The organism is Burkholderia sp. LA-2-3-30-S1-D2, assembly GCF_001523915.2.
GTDB lineage: Bacteria > Pseudomonadota > Gammaproteobacteria > Burkholderiales > Burkholderiaceae > Burkholderia > Burkholderia diffusa.
In genome coordinates this window covers 437,795-456,077 of sequence record NZ_CP013385.1, presented here as the reverse complement: position 1 = coordinate 456,077, position 18,283 = coordinate 437,795, and the positions used below count along the sequence as shown (strand labels likewise).

Sequence of the window (18,283 nt, the reverse complement as noted above, 5' to 3'; positions counted from 1 at the left end):
GGCCTACAGTCGTTCCAGCAACTGCCGCCGCATGAGCTTGCCGTTGCTGTTGAACGGCAGTGCGTCGACGGGAATGATGCGGCCCGGGTGCTTGTACGGCGCAAGCTGTTCGCGCAGATACAGGCCCAGCGCGGTTTCGTCCAGCGGCCGCGCGGCATCCAGTTCGACGAACGCGACGACGGCCTCGTTGCCGTCCGCTTCCCGCTGCCCGACGACGGCCGAGTTCAGGATTCCCGGAAAGCGGTTGAGCGCCTGTTCCACTTCGCCCGGATACACGTTGAACCCGGAGCGGACGATCATCTCCTTGAGCCGGCCGACGATGAACAGCGCGCCGTCGTCGTGCAGTTCGCCCAGATCGCCCGACGCATACCAGCCGCCGTCGCGCATCACGTCGGCCGTGGCCTGCGGATCGCGGAAATAGCCGGGCATCAGACCGACGCCGCGCAGCCAGATTTCGCCGCGCTTGCCGGCCGGCAGGGGGCGGCCGTCGGCCGGATCGACGATGCGCAGCTCGGCGCCCGGGAACGCGTAGCCCGCGCTGGTATCGGCGCGGGCTTCACCGAGGCGCGTCGCATGCAGCGAGCCCGCGTATTCCGACAGCCCGTAGCCGTGATGCAGCGTCTGCCCGAACAGCGCCTCGACCTGTTGCTTGAGTGCGATGTCGAGCGGGCCGGCTCCAGCGTACAGATAGCGCAGGCAGGGCGTGTCGGGGCGGGCGATGCGATGTTCCGCGCAATGCCGCAGCAGCCGCGAGAACAGCGTCGGCGGCCCTTGCACCTGGCTCACGCGCCGCCGTGCCACTGCGTCGAACAGCTCCGCCGGCTCGAACTGCGCGCGCATTTCCAGTGCCGCGCCCGCATGCAACGACGCAAGCAGCACGGTGCCGAGGCCGAAGATGTGCGTCATCGGCGCATACGCATAGACGCGGTCGTCGGGGCCGAGCGCGCGCGATTCGGCCGACACGCGCGCGAAATGCAGCACGCCGCGGTGCGTCATCATCACGCCTTTGGGTGCGCCGGTGGTTCCGGACGTGAAGATGATGGCCGCCACGTCGCTCGCCAGCGGCTCCGGCTCCGGCCGCGCCGCCGCGTGCACGGCGCTGCGCGCGAGACCGTTCACGCACGACGGGCGGGCGTCGTGCCGCGCCGCATGCGCGCCGGCCGCCGATGAAATGCCCGACGTGAAATACAGCACGCGCGCGTCGGCCTTGGCGGCGAACGCGTCGACCTCGCCCGGCGCCATGCGCGCATTGACGCCGCACGACCATGCGCCGATACGGCTGCACGCGATCAGCAGCGCCGCATGTTCGGGGCAGTTTTCGGCTACCACCAGCACGCGGTCGCCGCGGCGTACGCCGTCGGCGTGCAGTTCGCGTTCGAGCCGGTCGGCCAGCGCGCCGACGTCCGCGTAGGTGAGGCTGCGGTCGGGCAAATGGATGAAGGGGCGCGCGGGCGCCTCGGACAACCAGCGATCCAGTAGTTCGTGAATGCGTGCGGCCATGTTCGATTCTCCTTGTCCTCGCATACGATGCGCGCACCGCAGCGCTCGCGCAATACGCGAACGGCGGGCTCACGCAAAGCGCATCAGGTCGTCTACGGCGCTACGCGTGGTGCGGAACTGGTTGACCGGGTGCGCGCCTTCCGCATAGCCGAACGAAATGCCGCAGATCATGTGCTGCGTGTCGGGAATGCCGAAATACTCGCGCACGAAGCGCGCGTGGCGCGCTAGCGCGCCACGCGGTGTGGTGGCCACGCCGTGCGCATGGGCCGCGATCAGAAACGACGACACGAAGCCGCCCGCGTCGACGAGCGCATACGGGCCCAACTCCGCCGGCACAGTGACAATCGCCACGTGCGGCGCGTCGAACAGGCGGAAGTTGCGCAAGGCCTGCTCGGCGCTGCGCTCGCTGTCCTTCGGGCCGATGCCGAGCGCCGAGTAGAGCGCGAGGCCCGCGCCGCGCCGGCATTCGCGATGGATGCCTTCGTAGCTCGCCGGGAACGGCAGGTCCGATTCGTTGTCCGGATGCTCGTTGACGCGCTGCATCAGTGCCTGCCGAAAGCGCTCGATGCTTTCCGGCGTTTCGGTGACGACCAGTTGCCATGGCTGTACTTTGCACCACGACGCCGAACTGCCGGTCATGCCGACGATGCTGCGGATCAGTTCGGGGGCCAGGGCCTTGTGCCGATACGCGCGGCAGGTGGAGCGGCCGCGCGTCAGGCGATCCAGCGCGGCGAGATCGAGGCGGGGCGATGTCATGTCGTCAGATCCTTGCCAGTTGCCCCGCCGGCGCTTCGAGGCGCGACGGGCGCAGGCGGAAAGCTGCAGCGAGCAATGCGCCGGCGTCAGCGCGTGACGTTGCTGGCCCGCATCAGATGAAAGTCTGCTGCGCGCGCAACGCCTCGATGCGCGCGTCGGGCAGCCAGTCGCGCAGCGCGGCGATCGCGTTGTCGGTGGTCGGCGCAGCGGGCGGGGCCGGCCGCGCAGCGGGCGTGCGCGAAAAGCGTGGGCCGGGCGCCGGATGCGTGACGCCGTCCAGTTCGACGAACGTGCCGCGCGCCTTCACGTGCGGATGGTTCGGCGCTTCGTCGAAGTCGAGCACGGGCGCCACGCAAACGTCGAGAGGGCTGAGCAGCAGTGCCCACTCGTCGCGCGTGCGCTCGCGGAATTTCGCGGCGAGTATCTGCTTCGCTGCAGGCCATTGCGCGCGGTCCATCTGCGCCTGCAACTGCGGATGGTCCTGCAGCCCGAGCTGTTCGAGCAGCAGCCGGTAGAACTTTCCCTCGATAGGCCCGACGCTGACGTACTTGCCGTCGGCACACGCATACACCTCGTAGAACGGCGCGCCGGTGTCGAGCAGGTTCGTGCCGCGCGCCTTGTCGAGCATGCCGGCCGCATGCAGGCCCATCGTCACCGTCATGATCGACGCCACACCGTCGACCATCGCGGCATCCACCACCTGGCCGCGCCCGGAGCCGCGCGCTTCGAGGATGCCCGCGAGAAGCCCGAAGGCCAGGTACAGCGAGCCGCCCGCATAGTCACCCAGCACGTTGAGCGGCGGCGTCGGCGGCTGCCCGACGCGGCCCATTGCATGCAGCGCGCCGGTGACCGAAATGTAGTTCAGGTCGTGCCCGGCCACCTGCGACAGCGGGCCGTCCTGCCCCCATCCGGTCACGCGCCCGTATACGAGGCGTGGATTGCGCGCGAGGCAGGGCTCGGGACCGAGGCCGAGACGCTCCATCACGCCGGGGCGAAAGCCCTCGATCAGCCCGTCGGCCTGCTCGATCAGTTCCAGCACCATCTCGACGGCGGCGGGATCTTTCAAATCGACACGCACCGACTTGCGGTTGCGCAGGCCGAGGTCGAATTCGACGGGGCGCGGGGCGCCGAGCCCCGACGGCTCCTTGCGGTCGACGCGGATCACGGTCGCGCCGAGATCGGCCAGAAACATTGCGGCCAGTGGGCCGGGGCCGATGCCCGCGATCTCGACGATCCGGATGCCCGCGAGCGGGCCGTGGCGGGATGGCGCAGCGGACATGGTCAGATCACTCCCTGGTCGCGCAGCTGTTGCAGGCGATCCTCGGGCAGCTTGAGCAGCCCCCGGTAGATCTCGTCGTTGGCGGCGCCGAGTTCCTGCGCCGGCTGGTCGAACTGCACCGGCGTCTGCGACAGCTTGATCGGCAGTCCCATGCCCATCGCGTCGACGTCGGCCAGCCCCGGGTGCTCGAGCCGCACAACGGCGCCGCGTTCCTGCAGCACCGGGTCCTTCAAGACGTCGAGCGGCGAGCGCACGGGTGCGGCCGGCACGCCGCGTTTGATCTGCAGTTCGTCGATGACTTCCGCGGTGCTGTGCCGGCTCGTCCACGCTTCGATGAGCGCGTTGATCTCGGCCGCATGCTTCATGCGCGGGCCGCGCGTCGCGTAGCGCGGGTCCGTGACGATCTCGGGCCGCCCCACGGCTTCCATCAGGTTGCGGAACCAGTCGGGCTGGAACGCCACCATCGCGACGTGGCCGTCGCGCGTGGCATAGACGCCGAACGGCACCAGCCGGTCCTGGAAATTGCCCGAGCGCTTCGAATAGCCGTGCTTGAGGAATACGTCGAAGTGCTCTTCTGCCACCAGCGACGACAGGCAGTCGAGCATCGACACCTGCACGCACTGGCCCACGCCGGTGCGGCCGCGGTGGATCAGCGCAGCGAGGATGCCGTTGACGGCGTACAGCGGCGCGATCAGGTCGGCGATCGGCAGACCCGAGCGGGTCGGCGGGCCGTCGGCGAAGCCGGTCACGTCCATGATCCCCGACAGCGCCTGCACGATGATGTCCATGCCCTTCAGGTTCTTGTACGGGCTCGGCTCGCCGAACGCCTTGATCGACGCATAGATGATCTTCGGATTGACCTCGCGCACGCTGTCGTAGTCGACGCCCAGTCGCGTGGTGACGCCTTCGCTGGCGTTCTCGATCACCACGTCCGATTCCTTGACCAGCTCCATGAACAGCGCCTTGCCCTGTGCCGATTTCAGGTCGAGCGTGATGCTTTTCTTGTTGCGTGCGCGATTGAGGATAGTCAGCGACACCTCGTCGTCGCCCTTGACGCCGAAGTGGACGCCGTTCCTGCCGACATACGGCGGATTGTTACGCGCAATGTCGCCCCCGCCGGGCGATTCGACCCGAATGACTTCCGCGCCCATGCCGCCCAGCAGCAGCGATCCATAGGGGCCGGCCAGGGCTACGGTCAGATCGAGCACTCGGATCCCTTCCAACGGTCTTGCAGCTGACATGCTTGTCTCCTGAAACGGGCGCGCGACCGGGGCGCCGCCCGCAGACATTTCTTTATGCCGGTTCGACAACCGGCGTTTCCCGGTTAGGGAAACGCCGGCGAGTTGCCGGCTTCAGTACGATTTCGGCAAGCCGAGCTTGCGCTCGGCAATGTTCGACAGAATGAGTTGCGGGGTGACAGGGGCAATGTAGCCGATCCACGCCTCGCGCATGAACCGCTCGACGTGATACTCCTTCGCGTAGCCGAAGCCGCCGTGCGTGAGAATCGACGTCTGGCACGCGTTCATGCACGCCTCGGACGCCAGCAGCTTAGCCGCGTTCGCCTCCGAGCCGCACGGCAGCCCCTTGTCGTAGAGGTCGGCGGCCGCGAAGATCATGTGGTTCGCCGCTTCGAGTTCTGCCCAGTTGCGCGCGAGCGGATGCTGGACGCCCTGGTTCTGGCCGATCGGGCGGCCGAACACGACGCGCTCCTTCGCATACTGCGTCGCGAGCTTGAGCACCGCGCGGCCGATGCCGATCTGCTCGGCGGCCACCAGCACGCGCTCCGCGTTCATACCGTGGAAGATGTAGCTCAGGCCCTTGCCTTCCTCGCCGATCAGCGCATCCTTCGGCACCGGCATGTCGTCGATGAACAGCTCGTTGGTATCGACCGCCGCGCGGCCGAGCTTGTCGATCTCGCGGATATCGACGTACTTGCGATCGAGCTTCGTGTAGAACAGGCTCAGGCCCTCGCTGTGCTTCTTCACTTCCTCGATCGGCGTGGTGCGCGCGAGGATCAGCATGTGATCGGCCACCTGGGCGGTCGAGATGAAGACCTTCTTGCCCGAAAGCAGGTAATTGCCGTCGGGTTGCTTCTTCGCGACCACCTTCAGCTTGGTCGTGTCCAGGCCGGTGTCCGGCTCGGTGACCGCGAAGCAGGCCTTGTGCTCGCCGCGCGCGAACGGCGGCAGCCACGCCTTCTTTTGCGCGTCCGTGCCGAAGTGCACGACCGGCTGCAGCCCGAAAATGTTCATGTGGATGGTCGACGCGGCCGCCTGTCCGCCACATTCGGCGACCGTGCGCATGAACAGCGCCGCCTCCGTGACGCCCAGGTTAGCGCCGCCGACATCCTCCGGCATGCAGATGCCGAGCCAGCCGCCGCTCGCGACGGCCGCGAAGAATTCATGCGGGAATTCGTGGTTCTTGTCCTTGTTGCGCCAGTATTCGAGCGGGAAGTCCGCGCAGATCTTCTGCGCCGCATCGACGATCGCGACCTGGTCGGCGCTCAGTTGGTAGTCCATTTTCGGATCTCCTGCGGGAACGAGGTCAAGCGTGGGAGGCGGGGCGCAGCATCATCAGGCCCGTGCGTACGGCGGTGCACACGATCTCGTCGCGCTGGTTGCGCGCGACGTGCTTGAAGGTGACGATGCCCGAATCCTTGCGGCTCTTCGACAGGCGCGTGTCGACGATCTCCGTTTCGACGCGGATCGTGTCGCCGTGGAAGGTCGGCTTCGGGAACGCGATCTCGCCAAAGCCGAGATTGCCGAGCGTCGTGCCGAGCGTCGTCTCGTACACGGTGATGCCGGCTACCAGCGCAAGCAGGAACATGCTGTTCACGAGGCGCTGGCCGTACATCGTGTTCTTGCTGTATTCGGCGTCGATGTGCAGCGGCGCGCAGTTGTAAGTCATCGCCGAGAACAGCACGTTGTCGGTCTCGGTCACCGTGCGGCGGATCGCATGCTCGATCACCATGCCGGGCTTGAATTCTTCGAAGTAAAGGCCTGCCATTTTCTGTCTCCTGGGGTATGGGTTGAGCGATCAGCGGTTGAACGACTGCGCGAGGGCGATGATTTCGCGCGCCGTCTTCGCATGCGCGATGTCGATGTGTTCGCCGTCGTAGATGCACGACGCGCGGCCTTCGGCCTGGGCTTTGTCGAGCGCGTCGATCATGCCTTGGTAGAACGCGACTTCCTCTTCGGTCGGGCTGTAGGTGCGGTTGACGATCTCGACGTTTGACGGATGCAGCACCAGCTCGCCGCTCATGCCCAACTGACGGTCGTTTGCCGACGAGATCTTCAGCCCGTCGAGGTCGTGCACCTGCTGCCAGACGCCGCCGATCGGCAGCTTGCCGGCCGCACGTGCGGCCATCACGATGCGCGACTTCAGGAACTGGGTTTCGCGGCCCTCGAGCGACCAGACGGTCTTCAGCGCGCGCGCCACGTCGGCGTTCTTGGCCGTCGCGCCCACGATCGCGGGTACTCGCTCGTGCTGCGCGATTTCATACGCGAGCTGCAGCGAGCGGGCGGTTTCCAGCAGCGGGATCACCTTGGTATGACCGACCTCGATGCCGGCGCGGTACTCCGCTTCGGCCAGCATCGACGCGACCGTATGGATGTCTTCCGGTCCGCACGGCTTGGAAATCACGATGCCCTCGACCACCGGGTTCACGATCGCCAGGATGTCGTCGAAGTCGTACAGATGTGCGCTGCGGTTGATGCGCACCCAGATGCGCTGCTGCTGCTCGGCCAGCCAGCCCAGCTTGGACCGGACGATTTCGCGCGCCTCGACTTTCTGGGCCGGCGGCACGCTGTCCTCGAGATCGAGGATCAGGGCGTCGGCCCCGGACTGGATGGACTTCTCGATCCAGGTCGGCTTGTTGCCCGGAACGAAAAGGAAGGAACGGATCGGTTTCATCTGCGTCGTCATGACTGTCTCGGCCTTGTTGATGGAATCGGCTGCTTTACCGTGAGGCATTACCTAACAACTGATAGTTAGTTTGATGCGCAAATGCCGAGACCGTCATTGGGGTTTATACCGAGATCGGATCGCTGTGATGCGTCGCGGGACACGCCGGCCGCGGGCGCGAGGGCGGCGTGTGGCGTTGTCCGGTGCGTGCAGCTCGGCGTAATCAGGGCCGCGACGACGGTCCCACGCCGCAGAGGAACATCGTGCAGAGTTGGTCGGCGATCCGTTCCAGCGAGCCTTTTTGCGGGTTGAACCACGACTGGATCGAATTGATGCTGCCGAGGATGTGGATTCGCGCGAGCGGGATGTCCACGTCTTCGCGCAGGCTGCCTTCGGCACGCAGATCTTCCAGCAGCCCGTTCCAGAGCGTCTGGTGATGCTCGCGCCGAGCCACCTGCCGCTCGCGGATCGCATCGGGCAACTGGCCGAGCAGCCGGCCGTGCGCGACGGCGAAATCGCCGTGAATGACGAGGCCGCGCATCTGCCCTAGCACGGCGGCCCGGAACCGCTGCTCGGCCGTCGCGTCGGGGCTGAGCGCGTCGAGGTGTTCGTTCAGATGATGGACGATGTGCGCCGCACCTTGCTCCATTACCGCCTCGACCAGTTCTTCCTTCGACGGAAAGTGGTAGTAGATGCTCGCGGCCTCGATGCCGGCCTGATCGGCGATATTGCGCATCGTCGTGGCCGAATAGCCCTGCGTGCCGAACGTGCGGGCGGCAAATCGGATCAGCGATTCCCGTGTCTCGCACGGATTGACGGAGTTCGACTTCGGTCTTTTTGCCATGCCCCTGGAGTCTGCCGATGGTGAATCATATCGACATACTAACAGTAGTTAGTTAGACGTCGAGCGGGCCGTTCGTTCGGGATTCACACGGTTATCGAGCAGGCGCGCATCGGATGCGCGCCGCATTACGGCGTGCCGACGAAGAACGACGCCAGCACGGAGGCGGCCTCGTCGACGTATTGCGGCACGTCGTACAGCGACGTGTGGTTCGCGCTTTCGACCACATGGAAGCACTTGTCGGCGCTGGCGGCGCGCGCGAATAGGTCGTCGCTCATCCACTTGCTACCCGCGACGCTGCCGGCGACGATCTGCAGCGGCTGCGTGAGGAACGCTGCGGCCTTGTTATACGCGTCGTACGTGATGATCTGGTTGGCGCGGCTCGCCGGTGCTTTCGCCCTGATAAGACGCATCGAACGCGACCGCCACGAGACTGTGCTAGGCCAGCTTCTGCGCGTAGAGCCCGGCCGTCCGTTCCTTCACACCGCCGCCCGGATGCGCGACGACAACGGTCGGATACTTCGCCTTCGAATCGAAACCGGCCGGGACGTGGATGACCGTGGCCGTCGTGATGCCCTGGCCGTTCAGGTTCCTGAAGTTGACTTTCTGCATGACGGGTAACTCCTATGGTGGATGGCAGTGAAGTGACGTGATGCCATGGCAGGCAAGAAATTGATTCGGATATACCGCGCAAAATCGACTTCAGTGTTAAGGGGCGGCTTACAGATGCGGTGCGAGTGCGTTTCGCTGCTTGCACCGTGCTCGGTGCGCCGCCACTGCCACGGTGCACGCGACATCCACAGTACGGAACGAAATCGCCGCGCGAATTGACTTGGGTTCGCGACAGAACGAGGCTGCCTCACATCGCGTCCGGCCGCGCGCGACGCCGTTGCCGGCTTCGACACCGCTCCGCGACCGCCGCCGGGCGAGCGTCGATCGTCGCCGGCGGACACTAGAACATATTCAGCGTCGCATCCGCCTGCACCGGCGTTGCCGCCAGGAGACAGCCGATGCAGGTCCGTCGTGGTCCGACGGACGGCGCGCCGGTCATCGTTCACGGACTGATTGCCTATGGACTCGCTCTCGGATGTGCTTGCGCGGCTGAAACCGCACAGCCAGTTCTATGCCGGACTCGACGCGGCGGGTGAGTGGTCGTTCGCGTTTCCGGAATATGAGGGAATCAAGTTCGCCGCTGTGCTGCAGGGCGCATGCTGGGCTGTGGTCGCAGGCGTTGCGCAGCCGGTCCGCATCGAGAAGGGCGATTGCTTCCTGCTGAACAGCCGGCGCAGCATCGTGTTGTCCACCAACCTCGCGATCGAGCCGCAGGATCCGACGGCGATCATGGATGCGGTCGCGCGCGACGGCATCGCGGTTCACGGCGGCGGCGGCGACGTATTGCTGATCAGCGGATTCTTCGCGTTCTCGGGCAACCATGCCGCGCTGCCGTTCGATGCGCTGCCGCCGCTCGTCAGCGTGCCGCGCGCGTCGAGCCAGGCCGAGGTGTTGCGCTGGTCGCTCGACCAGTTGACCGCCGAGCTGCGCGACCCGCAGCCGGGCGGGGGGCTGGTGTCGAACCACCTGCTGCACCTGATGCTCGTGCAGGTGCTGCGTCTTCATCTGGCGGCCACGCCCGCTGGATGGTTCATGGCGCTGTCCGACCGGCGGATCGGCGCGGCCATCAGTGCGATCCATGCGGAGCCCGCGCGCCACTGGACGCTCGAAGAACTGGCGCGCATCGCCGGGCTGTCCAGAACCATCTTCGCGCAGCGCTTCAAGCGCCTCGTCGGCGCGACCACGATCCACTACCTGACGCGCTGGCGAATGCTGATCGCGGCCGACCGACTGCGCGACGGGCACGAGACCATCGCATCGATCGCGTTCTCGCTCGGCTATGAATCCGAAAGCGCATTTTGCACCGCGTTCAAGCGAACCATGTGTTGCTCGCCGACGCAGTATCGCCGCCAGGCGCGAGCGGCCAATCCGTACGATCTCGAAACAGAAGCGCACGGCGGCGATAGGTCCGAGCAGCCGGGCAAAAATAACATGACGCTGTGTCCGATCTAGATAGTCGCGCTTCGCGACGCAAACATGTGTATCGGAAACCGTACCCGGCCTCTGTCCGGGCACGTATTAGCCTGTAACGGGAGACAACCGGCATGACCTCCAGCGATTCCAGCCTCGACGCAGCACTGCGGCGACTCGTCGATACCGACGCGATCCGCACCTTGATGTCGAAATACTGTCACGGCATCGACAAGCACGACGAAGGCCTCTTCATTAGCATCTGGGCGGATGACGGCATCTATGAGTTGCCGCGCGGACAGACCGCCGGCATCGACGGGATCCGGCAACTGGTCCACAAGGTCTGGCGTGAGGTGCCGAAGTGCCACCATCACATCACCAATCCGCTGATCGAGATCGATGGCGATCGCGCGACGGCGGTCACCGACGTGATCTATTACCGGCAGATCGACGACGGCACACTGCAGCTGCTTTCGGGAACCTATGCATTCAGGTTCGCGAGAATCGCCGGGGTATGGAAGACGACGTATCTGAAATTTTCCAGCTTCGGCACGGTCAGCCCGGTCTTCAAGGAAAACATCGGCGGGTGACGGCGTAATCCGCGGGCGAAGAGGGCAGTCGTGACGGCGCCGGGCGCGAAGCCGGTCGTTCATTTCAACGAGAGCGAGGTCCTGTGCAGGCATTCGCTCGAACAGGTCGTCAAATGGTCGAATGCCGCGACGATGACGGATGCGCTCGCGTAGTTCGCCCGGATTTCAGCTATCCAGTGCGGTAAAAGGAGGAGAACGATGGAAACGAGAATACTGTGGCAGGCCGAAAATCGCGCGAACGACGCGGACTTCGAGGGCGTCACCGAAACCTATGCGGCGATGCTGAAGTTCGCGCATCAGGTTGCCAGGCCCGATACCGAGATCACGCTGCGCTACATGGACGAAGCGCCGCGTTCGTTTGCGAACAACCTGATCTACCCGCGCGCCGTCACGAAGGTACAGGTCGTCAACCGGGTCGTCATGCCGAGCGGGAAGGATTCGATGCGGCACTGGCCGGCGTCTGCATCATCGACGCGTATTCGCAGGAGTGCCGTCAGACGGTCAGGATGCCGGTACTGGGCGGAGCGGAATCGACGATGCTGATGGCGCAACTGGTCGGCAAGCGGTTCGCATGGGTCACGATCGCGCCGACATTCATCGAGCCGTTCGAAGCGCATATCCGCCAGCACGGCTGGGAGCATCGCGCGATTCGCGACCGGCCGGTGCGCGCGCTGGATCCGTCGTGCTGGCTGGCGATCGTCGACGCGGCCAGAGGGCGGCCCGAGCGCTGGATCGAGATGTTCGACGAGGCCGCCTAGGCGTGCGTGCGCGACGGAGCCGATACCGTGCTGTGCGGCTGCAACCCCGGCGGCGCGTTGCTGGGGCTGGCTGGCTATCGCGAGGTGCGCGACACGGGCGTGCCGGTCATCATGGGGCCGGCGGCGATGGTGAAACTGGCCGAAGCGATGGTCGACCTCCGCAGAAGCCTCGGCCTGACCAAGTCGGAGGCCGTGACCGGCGCGTATAGAACGACGCCGGCCTACCTCCTCGAAGAACTTCAGGCAATGGGGAAGAAACTCGTCGCTTGACGCACCGGCGGCGATTCGCCGCCGATTCTTCGCAGATACGCACGGGTTGTGCCAGAGCGATGCGCGGACGGTGAGGCCGCGCATCGCCGACACGACACCCGTTCAGTCCGCATACAGGTTCGGAAACTGCCCGGTGGTGCTGATCACCGTCGTGCGGGTTTCCAGATATGGGTCAAGCGCGTCGATCCCGTTTTCGCGTCCCCAGCCGCTGGCCTTGAAACCGCCATACGGCGTCGACCAGCGCAGGAACGAGTAGGTATTGACCCACACCATGCCCGCGTCGATACGGCCGGATACGCGATGCGCGCGGCCGACGTCGCGCGTCCACAGGCCTGCCGTCAGGCCATAGGGTGTGTCGTTGGCGATCGCGACGGCCTCGTCTTCGCCGTCGAATGGAATAAGCGAGGCCACCGGGCCGAAAATCTCGTCGCGCGCGACGCGCATCCGGTTCGTGACGCCGGCGAATACGGTGGGCTCAACGAAGTAGCCGGCCGCGAGCTCGGGCGTCGCGATACGATGGCCGCCGGCGACGAGTTCCGCGCCGTCCTGCTTGCCGATCTCGATGTACGACAGCGTCTTGTCGAGCTGCGCCTGATGCGACTGCGGGCCCATGTGATTCGTATCGATCGACGGCATGCCGACGCGCACCGACTTCGCGCGCGCGCAGAACGCGTCGACGACGCGCTCGTAGATCGACCGCTCGACGAGCACGCGCGAGCCGAGCGCGCAGCTTTGCCCGGTCAGCCGCCACGCGGATGCGGTGGCGGCGTTGATCGCGTTGTCGAGGTCGGCGTCCGCGAACAGGATATGCGGCGCCTTGCCGCCGAGTTCGAACGTGAAGCGCTTCAGGTTGTCGGCGCCGTCGCGAACCATCTGTTTGGCGGTCTGGCTCGCGCCCGTAAACGAGATCTTGTCGACGTCCGGATGCCTGACCAGATGCGCGCCGGCCGTGCGCCCATAACCGGGCACCACGTTGAACACGCCGGGCGGAAAGCCTGCTTCGTGGATCAGGCGCGCGAGCTCGAGCGCCGACACGGGCGTTTGCTCGGCCGGCTTGACGACGACCGTGCAGCCGGCCGCGAGCGCGGCGCCGATCTTCAGGCAGGTGGCGAGCAGCGGCGCATTCCACGGGATGATCGCGCCCACCACGCCGATCGGCACGCGCGTCGTGAACGCGTGGACGCTGTCGTCAATCGGGATGGTCGTGCCTTGCGCCTTGTCGGCCAGCGACGCGAACCACTGATACCACTGCACCTGCGCAGCCAGGCTCGCGCGATGCTCGCGCACGAGATTGCCGTTATCCCGCGACTCGATGATCGCCAGTTCGGGAACCGCAGCGCTGAAGCGCTCCGCGAGGCGGCGTAGCAGCGCCGCGCGTTCGTGTCCCGGCATGCGGCGCCACGGGCCGTTGAATGCGGCGCGCGCCGCGGCGACCGCGCGATCGATGTCCTGCGGACCGCCCATCGGCGCGATCGCCCAGGGGCGGCCGGTTGCCGGATCGATGCTTTCGGCCAGCTCGCCGTCGATCGGTTTCACCCATGTGCCGTCGATATAGAGATGCTCGTAGCGGCGCAATGATGTGTCATTCGTCATCGCGTGTTGTGAGGCGTTCGACATTCGGTACTCCAGTCAGGTCATGCGTGGTTCGTGAAAGCACACCGGGCGCCGGCGTGATGGCGTCGCGCCAGTTCGTGAGTAGCCGGAACGGCTGTCCGCCGCTCAGATCGGTGTGTCGGCGACGCCGCCGTCTGCCCGCAGCGCGGCGCCGGTCGTCGCCGACGCGAGCGGCGAGCACGTGTAGAGCACAAGGTTCGCCACTTCGTCGACCGACGCGAAGCGTCGCGTGATCGACGACGGGCGCAGCGCCTTGACGAGTTCCGCGCCTTGTTCCTCGATCGTCTTGCCGGTATGGCGGATTTCCGCTTCGAGGAAATCCACGACGCCTTCGCTGAGCGTCGGGCCCGGAAGGACCGCGTTCACCGTGACGCCGGTGCCCGACATGCGTTTCGCGAGGCCGCGCGACAGGCCGAAGAGCGCCGTCTTGGTAACCGCGTAATGCAGCATGTCGGGCGGCGTGCTGATCCCGCACTCGGAACTGATGAATACGACGCGCCCCCAGTCGCGCGCGCCCATGTTCGGCAAGTAGGCCCGCGACAACCGGACCCCGGACATGATGTTGAGCTCGAAATACCTCTGCCAGGTCGCGTCCGGGATCTCGAAGAAGTCGGCGGTCTCGTAGATGGCCGCGTTGTTCACCAGGATGTCGCAGTCGGGCACCTGTTCGACGAGGCGGTTGCAGCCGGCGGCGGACGACAGGTCGGCGGCCGCGCCGCGCACCGTTGCGCCGGGGATCGCGGCCCGGATCGCATCGACGGCGGTTGCAATTCGCCGCTCGTCGAGATCGTTGACGACGACCTGAGCGCCGCATTGTGCGAGCCGCTTCGCGATCGCATGGCCGATGCCCTGCGCGGCGCCGGTCACGACGGCAAGCTTGCCGTCCAGCGTGATCTGCATGATGTCTCCTTGCTTTGTATGGTCGATTCTGTCGGCGCGTCGCGGTCGTTCGTTCCGTGCAGTGAGTCGCAAACGACAAGCGGCAAGCGCTGCGCCGGCGGAAGGCGTCGCGTGCCCATCTTAGGCGGACGCTGTCGCACGTACCATGCTGCAGCGTTCGCATTTCTTGCGCGATCGTACGCAGTCGCATTGTCTGCGCGTGATGTAGCCGCGAGCGCTCGAACCGGCACACGCGTGAATGTGCAAGCGCCCTGAGGCTTCGATTGTCGCCAGCAACGCAGGTCCCCGAAGTACGGAACGTCGAAAGACGCCGAATTGACACATGTCAGACGCGCCTTTGTAATCGCCGCATCTAGGGCGAAGAGGTGGTGAACATGATCGACGGACTGACGGTCCGCGTCGCGGCGAGACACGACGAAGCCGCCGACATCTGCAGTTTCGAGCTGGTTCGCGCGGATGGCAGGTCGCTGCCACCGTTCTCGGCCGGCGCACATATCGATGTGGCCGTTCCCGGCGGCCCGACGCGCCAGTACTCGCTGTGCAATGCACCCGACGAGAACCATCGATACCGGATTGCCGTTCTGCGCGATCCGAACTCGCGCGGTGGGTCGGCCGGCATGCACGATCACGTGAAGGTCGGCGACACGCTGGCGATCAGCGTGCCGAAGAATCATTTCCCGCTCGTGCATGACGCGAAGCACAGCCTGCTGCTCGCCGGCGGCATCGGCGTGACGCCGATCCTGTGCATGGCGGAACGGCTCGCACGCGTCGATGCGTCGTTCGATATGCATTACTGCACGCGTTCGCGCACGCGCACGGCGTTTCTCGGTCACATCTCGCGCGCGCCATATGCTGGCCGCGTGCAGCTTCATTTCGACGACGAAGCGGCTGAGCAGCGCTTCGATATCGCGGCGCGACTCGCCGCTCCCGAACCCGGCACGCATTTGTATGTGTGCGGACCCAAAGGCTTCATGGACGCAGTGCTGACGAGCGCGCGTGCGAACGGATGGCCGCAAGCGCAACTGCATTACGAGTTTTTCGCGGCCGAAGCGCGGCAGACGGAACAGGATGGGCGGTTCGAAGTCCAGATCGCGAGTTCGGGCCGGGTGATCGTCGTTGAGAAGCACGAATCGGTCGTGCGGGCGCTCGAAAATGCCGGCATCGAAATTGAGACGTCGTGCGAGCAGGGCCTGTGCGGAACTTGCGCGACCCGCGTGCTCGCGGGCGAGCCCGAGCATTTCGATCATTGCCTGACCGCCGAGGAGCGCGCGGCGAACGACCAGTTCATGCCGTGCTGCTCCCGGTCGAAATCGGCGCGGCTGGTTCTGGATCTGTAGCGGGGAGGATTGCCGTCGACGGCCGATTGCGGGACGTCGTCGCGGTGAACGAAAAATAGCGGCCGCACTGCACGCATCCACCGTGAGGTTTCCGGCGGATGCGTGCAGCGCGGCGCTTCGATACGACGACCGAAGTCGTCGCGGCGCATCAGAACTTGTGCCGCATCGCGACGCGGAGCGCGATCTGATGATTGGACGTCGACGGCGTCAACTGGTTGATCGACGCGACCGCGCCGCGTCCGGTCGAATCGGTTCCGCTGGCACGCTGATACGTACCGACGAGGTAGACGTCGGTGCGTTTTGACAGGAAGTAGTCGGCGCCGAACGATGCCTGGTTGTAGTGCGCGCCGCCGGTCGCATCGGCGCCGCTGTTCTTCGTATACACGTAGTTCGCGCCCACGATGAAGGCCGGCGTGATCTGGTATCTCGCGTTCAGTTCGGCGTTGTTCAACTTCGCGGTGCCACTGATGCCGCCGGCCGGCACGGGGCCTGACGTGGTATCGCCGAGATGGCGGAACTGCGTGTTCGAATAGGTCGCACCGAGTGTCAGCGAGCCGATCGTATAGGCCGCGCCCGTTCCGATCACCTGCAACGTGTGCGCCGACGCGTAACCCGAAATCACCGGCGACGCGCCGAAGTTCGAGCCCGGCACGCCGTTGACGGTCGCGGCGACGGTGCCGCCCGCGCCATAGAACGACGTGTTCGGGTTGCGTACGTTGAGATAACCCGCGCCCATCGAAAGCGGGCCGTTCGTGTAGCTGGCGCCGGCCGACCAGATTTGGTTGCGGCCCGTATGCCCCGACACCCCGCCCAGCGAGTAGAGCGCGGTCGCCGTCAAGCCATGAAAGACAGGGCTGGTGTACTTGATCGCGTTGTTGACGCGGTTGGTGTTGTTGAAGTTGTCGTTGTCGGACGGATGGGCGGCGAGATAGCCGCCCCACTGATCGCCCGCTTCGAGCAGGCCGACCGAATCGACGACGGAATCGTACTGACGTCCGAGCGTGACCTTTCCGTACGGGCCGGAAAGGCCGACATACGCTTGCCGGCCGAATTCGAGGCCGCCCTGACCGAGCTTGCCGGTATTGAGATCGAAGCCGTTCTCCAGCACCGCGATCGCGCCGTAGCCGTCGCCAAGGTCCTCGTTCACACGCAGCCCCCAGCGGCTGCCGTTCAGCACGCCGCTCGCGAGGCTATACAAATGATGGCCGGACGCGTTGCTGACGTAGTTGATCCCCTCGTCGATAATCCCGTACAACTGTACGCTGCTCTGCGCATGTGCCGTACCGCCGACGCAACCCACCGCTGCGCAAAGCGCAATCGTCCTTTTCATTGACTATCTCCAAAGTTTCTTCTGAATGTACGTGTCGTGACGTCGCGGCCGGCATAGGTATCAATTGATATGGAAAACTAATTGATAAGACGAGAATTGCTCGATTGCCGCAACGTTCGGTCGATTAGATGCGTGGTCGATATCACGGTCAATCGGTCGGGTAATCCCATTCCGTGCAGTGAAAGGAGTATCGCGCGATGCGTCGTGGACAGCGTGGAGACCCTTAAGGGTAAAGCCGCAGGCGGATGGTTCGATCGCGATGTCGGTCGCGATCGATCGCGCACGTGAGTGTGGCTTGGGTCTGTTTAAATTTGGTGAGGAGCGCCGTTTGGCCGTGCCAAAGAGGCGCCGGGTGACACCGCCCTACGGGCGATTTCGGGCATTCCCGTGAAATGAAATTGGAGTCAGGGGTTGCCGCGAGAATGGCCACTCGCCGCGTCGCGCGCCTCGCGAACGGCCGTTCTTGTGGTAGCGCATGAGCGTCCCATATGTAAACAGACCCTCATGATGCAGATTCCTAGGGAGATGATGCGCTGGCAGGATCGAGACTCCGTTACTTCACGAGATGAATCTTTCTTCCCGATCCGTCGGACGTCGACGCCGCGTCGATGCGGCGCGTGCCGCTGCTCTCGACGTTTTCCTTGGCGATCCGCATCGCCTGATCGAACTGCATGCCGGTGGCGACGTGACGATGGTCGACACTCACCAGCCATCCGCGCCCGCTGTGACACCAGCGGATTCGCCGCTCGTCGAGCAAAGCGGCGAACCATCGCCACAGCGCGGCATCTTCCGCATTGGCGTTTTCTCTCGCGCGCGCACGCGCGACTGTCATGCTCGATCCACGATCCTCGATTCGTTGCTTCTGCATTGTCTGAGCCCTGCAATGAGCCAGGTCGGCCCGTTTGTTCCGGCACCGCGTCATCTCGGTCGAAAAGGGCACCGTCTTCGACCACGCCACGCGGTGTGCCAACAGTGTCGGCTTGAGTGCCTCAGCGTCAATAGCGAGCGGGCGACGATTCCGTACTTCGGAAGCCGGGCGCGCGACGCTGAGCGAACAGCGCATAACGCGCCCTGCGTGCGGCACCAAAACGTACGCTGCAGACCTTCCAACGTACGAAACAGGCCGCGGTTGCGCATTGACGCTCCCCGATGAGCGAATCACGATGAACTGCGTTACCTGTCG

21 protein-coding genes are annotated in these 18,283 nt (G+C 65.3%); 7 read left to right on the top strand and 14 right to left on the bottom strand.

The window, feature by feature from the left end:
- Window positions 1-3: 3 nt before the first annotated feature.
- From WS66_RS31135 to WS66_RS34570, 10 genes are all read right to left on the bottom strand, one after another.
- The gene (locus WS66_RS31135) at window positions 4-1,500 is read right to left on the bottom strand and encodes a class I adenylate-forming enzyme family protein (protein ID WP_162499699.1); all 1,497 of its coding nucleotides are present in this window, start codon (window positions 1,498-1,500) and stop codon (window positions 4-6) included.
- Window positions 1,501-1,569: 69 nt separating this feature from the next.
- A complete protein-coding gene (locus WS66_RS31130) occupies window positions 1,570-2,256 on the bottom strand; it encodes a nitroreductase family protein (RefSeq protein WP_059600961.1) in 687 nt (228 codons plus the stop codon).
- Window positions 2,257-2,368: 112 nt separating this feature from the next.
- The gene (locus WS66_RS31125) at window positions 2,369-3,535 is read right to left on the bottom strand and encodes a CaiB/BaiF CoA transferase family protein (RefSeq protein ID WP_059600958.1); all 1,167 of its coding nucleotides are present in this window, start codon (window positions 3,533-3,535) and stop codon (window positions 2,369-2,371) included.
- Between the two features lie 2 nt (window positions 3,536-3,537).
- Window positions 3,538-4,776 (bottom strand): CaiB/BaiF CoA transferase family protein, encoded by a 1,239-nt coding sequence (locus tag WS66_RS31120; RefSeq protein WP_059600956.1) that lies wholly within the window; start codon window positions 4,774-4,776, stop codon window positions 3,538-3,540.
- A gap of 111 nt (window positions 4,777-4,887) precedes the next feature.
- Window positions 4,888-6,054, bottom strand: coding sequence for an acyl-CoA dehydrogenase family protein (locus WS66_RS31115; protein ID WP_059600954.1), 1,167 nt, complete (start codon window positions 6,052-6,054; stop codon window positions 4,888-4,890).
- Window positions 6,055-6,079: 25 nt separating this feature from the next.
- Entirely contained in the window at window positions 6,080-6,541 is a 462-nt protein-coding gene (locus tag WS66_RS31110; RefSeq protein WP_059600952.1) for a MaoC family dehydratase, read from the bottom strand.
- A 30-nt stretch (window positions 6,542-6,571) separates the two neighbouring features.
- Window positions 6,572-7,459 (bottom strand): HpcH/HpaI aldolase/citrate lyase family protein, encoded by an 888-nt coding sequence (locus WS66_RS31105; protein WP_059600950.1) that lies wholly within the window; start codon window positions 7,457-7,459, stop codon window positions 6,572-6,574.
- Window positions 7,460-7,661: 202 nt separating this feature from the next.
- Window positions 7,662-8,282, bottom strand: a complete 621-nt coding sequence (locus WS66_RS31100; protein WP_059600949.1) for a TetR/AcrR family transcriptional regulator — start codon at window positions 8,280-8,282, stop codon at window positions 7,662-7,664.
- A gap of 125 nt (window positions 8,283-8,407) precedes the next feature.
- Window positions 8,408-8,692, bottom strand: a complete 285-nt coding sequence (locus WS66_RS34575) for an alpha/beta hydrolase (protein WP_059600946.1) — start codon at window positions 8,690-8,692, stop codon at window positions 8,408-8,410.
- Window positions 8,693-8,717: 25 nt separating this feature from the next.
- Window positions 8,718-8,891 (bottom strand): alpha/beta hydrolase, encoded by a 174-nt coding sequence (locus WS66_RS34570; RefSeq protein WP_236873020.1) that lies wholly within the window; start codon window positions 8,889-8,891, stop codon window positions 8,718-8,720.
- 459 nt (window positions 8,892-9,350) lie between these two features.
- Between WS66_RS34570 and WS66_RS31090 the strand changes: the two genes are divergently transcribed.
- From WS66_RS31090 to WS66_RS31070, 6 genes are all read left to right on the top strand, one after another.
- Window positions 9,351-10,343, top strand: a complete 993-nt coding sequence (locus tag WS66_RS31090) for an AraC family transcriptional regulator (RefSeq protein ID WP_082728910.1) — start codon at window positions 9,351-9,353, stop codon at window positions 10,341-10,343.
- A gap of 92 nt (window positions 10,344-10,435) precedes the next feature.
- Window positions 10,436-10,891, top strand: coding sequence for a nuclear transport factor 2 family protein (locus WS66_RS31085; protein WP_059600944.1), 456 nt, complete (start codon window positions 10,436-10,438; stop codon window positions 10,889-10,891).
- 30 nt (window positions 10,892-10,921) lie between these two features.
- Complete coding sequence (locus WS66_RS34705) at window positions 10,922-11,044, top strand: hypothetical protein (RefSeq protein WP_257792092.1); 123 nt, start codon at window positions 10,922-10,924, stop codon at window positions 11,042-11,044.
- A 45-nt stretch (window positions 11,045-11,089) separates the two neighbouring features.
- Window positions 11,090-11,434: a hypothetical protein gene (locus WS66_RS31080; protein ID WP_059600942.1), complete on the top strand. Its 345-nt coding sequence runs from the start codon at window positions 11,090-11,092 to the stop codon at window positions 11,432-11,434.
- Window positions 11,341-11,649: an aspartate/glutamate racemase family protein gene (locus tag WS66_RS31075; protein ID WP_335672071.1), complete on the top strand. Its 309-nt coding sequence runs from the start codon at window positions 11,341-11,343 to the stop codon at window positions 11,647-11,649. The genes WS66_RS31080 and WS66_RS31075 overlap by 94 nt, the downstream gene beginning before the upstream one ends.
- Window positions 11,650-11,655: 6 nt before the next feature.
- A complete protein-coding gene (locus tag WS66_RS31070; RefSeq protein WP_059600938.1) occupies window positions 11,656-11,919 on the top strand; it encodes a hypothetical protein in 264 nt (87 codons plus the stop codon).
- Window positions 11,920-12,021: 102 nt separating this feature from the next.
- Here the strand turns inward: WS66_RS31070 and WS66_RS31065 are convergent, their stop codons facing one another.
- On the bottom strand, window positions 12,022-13,536 hold the full coding sequence (locus tag WS66_RS31065) for an aldehyde dehydrogenase (protein ID WP_236873019.1): 1,515 nt from the start codon (window positions 13,534-13,536) through the stop codon (window positions 12,022-12,024).
- Between the two features lie 102 nt (window positions 13,537-13,638).
- Entirely contained in the window at window positions 13,639-14,433 is a 795-nt protein-coding gene (locus WS66_RS31060) for an SDR family NAD(P)-dependent oxidoreductase (RefSeq protein WP_059600936.1), read from the bottom strand.
- Between the two features lie 374 nt (window positions 14,434-14,807).
- Between WS66_RS31060 and WS66_RS31055 the strand changes: the two genes are divergently transcribed.
- Window positions 14,808-15,770 (top strand): PDR/VanB family oxidoreductase, encoded by a 963-nt coding sequence (locus WS66_RS31055; protein ID WP_059600972.1) that lies wholly within the window; start codon window positions 14,808-14,810, stop codon window positions 15,768-15,770.
- Between the two features lie 148 nt (window positions 15,771-15,918).
- Here the strand turns inward: WS66_RS31055 and WS66_RS31050 are convergent, their stop codons facing one another.
- Entirely contained in the window at window positions 15,919-17,100 is a 1,182-nt protein-coding gene (locus WS66_RS31050; RefSeq protein ID WP_059600934.1) for a porin, read from the bottom strand.
- A gap of 553 nt (window positions 17,101-17,653) precedes the next feature.
- Window positions 17,654-18,163, bottom strand: a complete 510-nt coding sequence (locus tag WS66_RS34565) for a hypothetical protein (protein ID WP_236873018.1) — start codon at window positions 18,161-18,163, stop codon at window positions 17,654-17,656.
- Window positions 18,164-18,283: the final 120 nt, after the last annotated feature.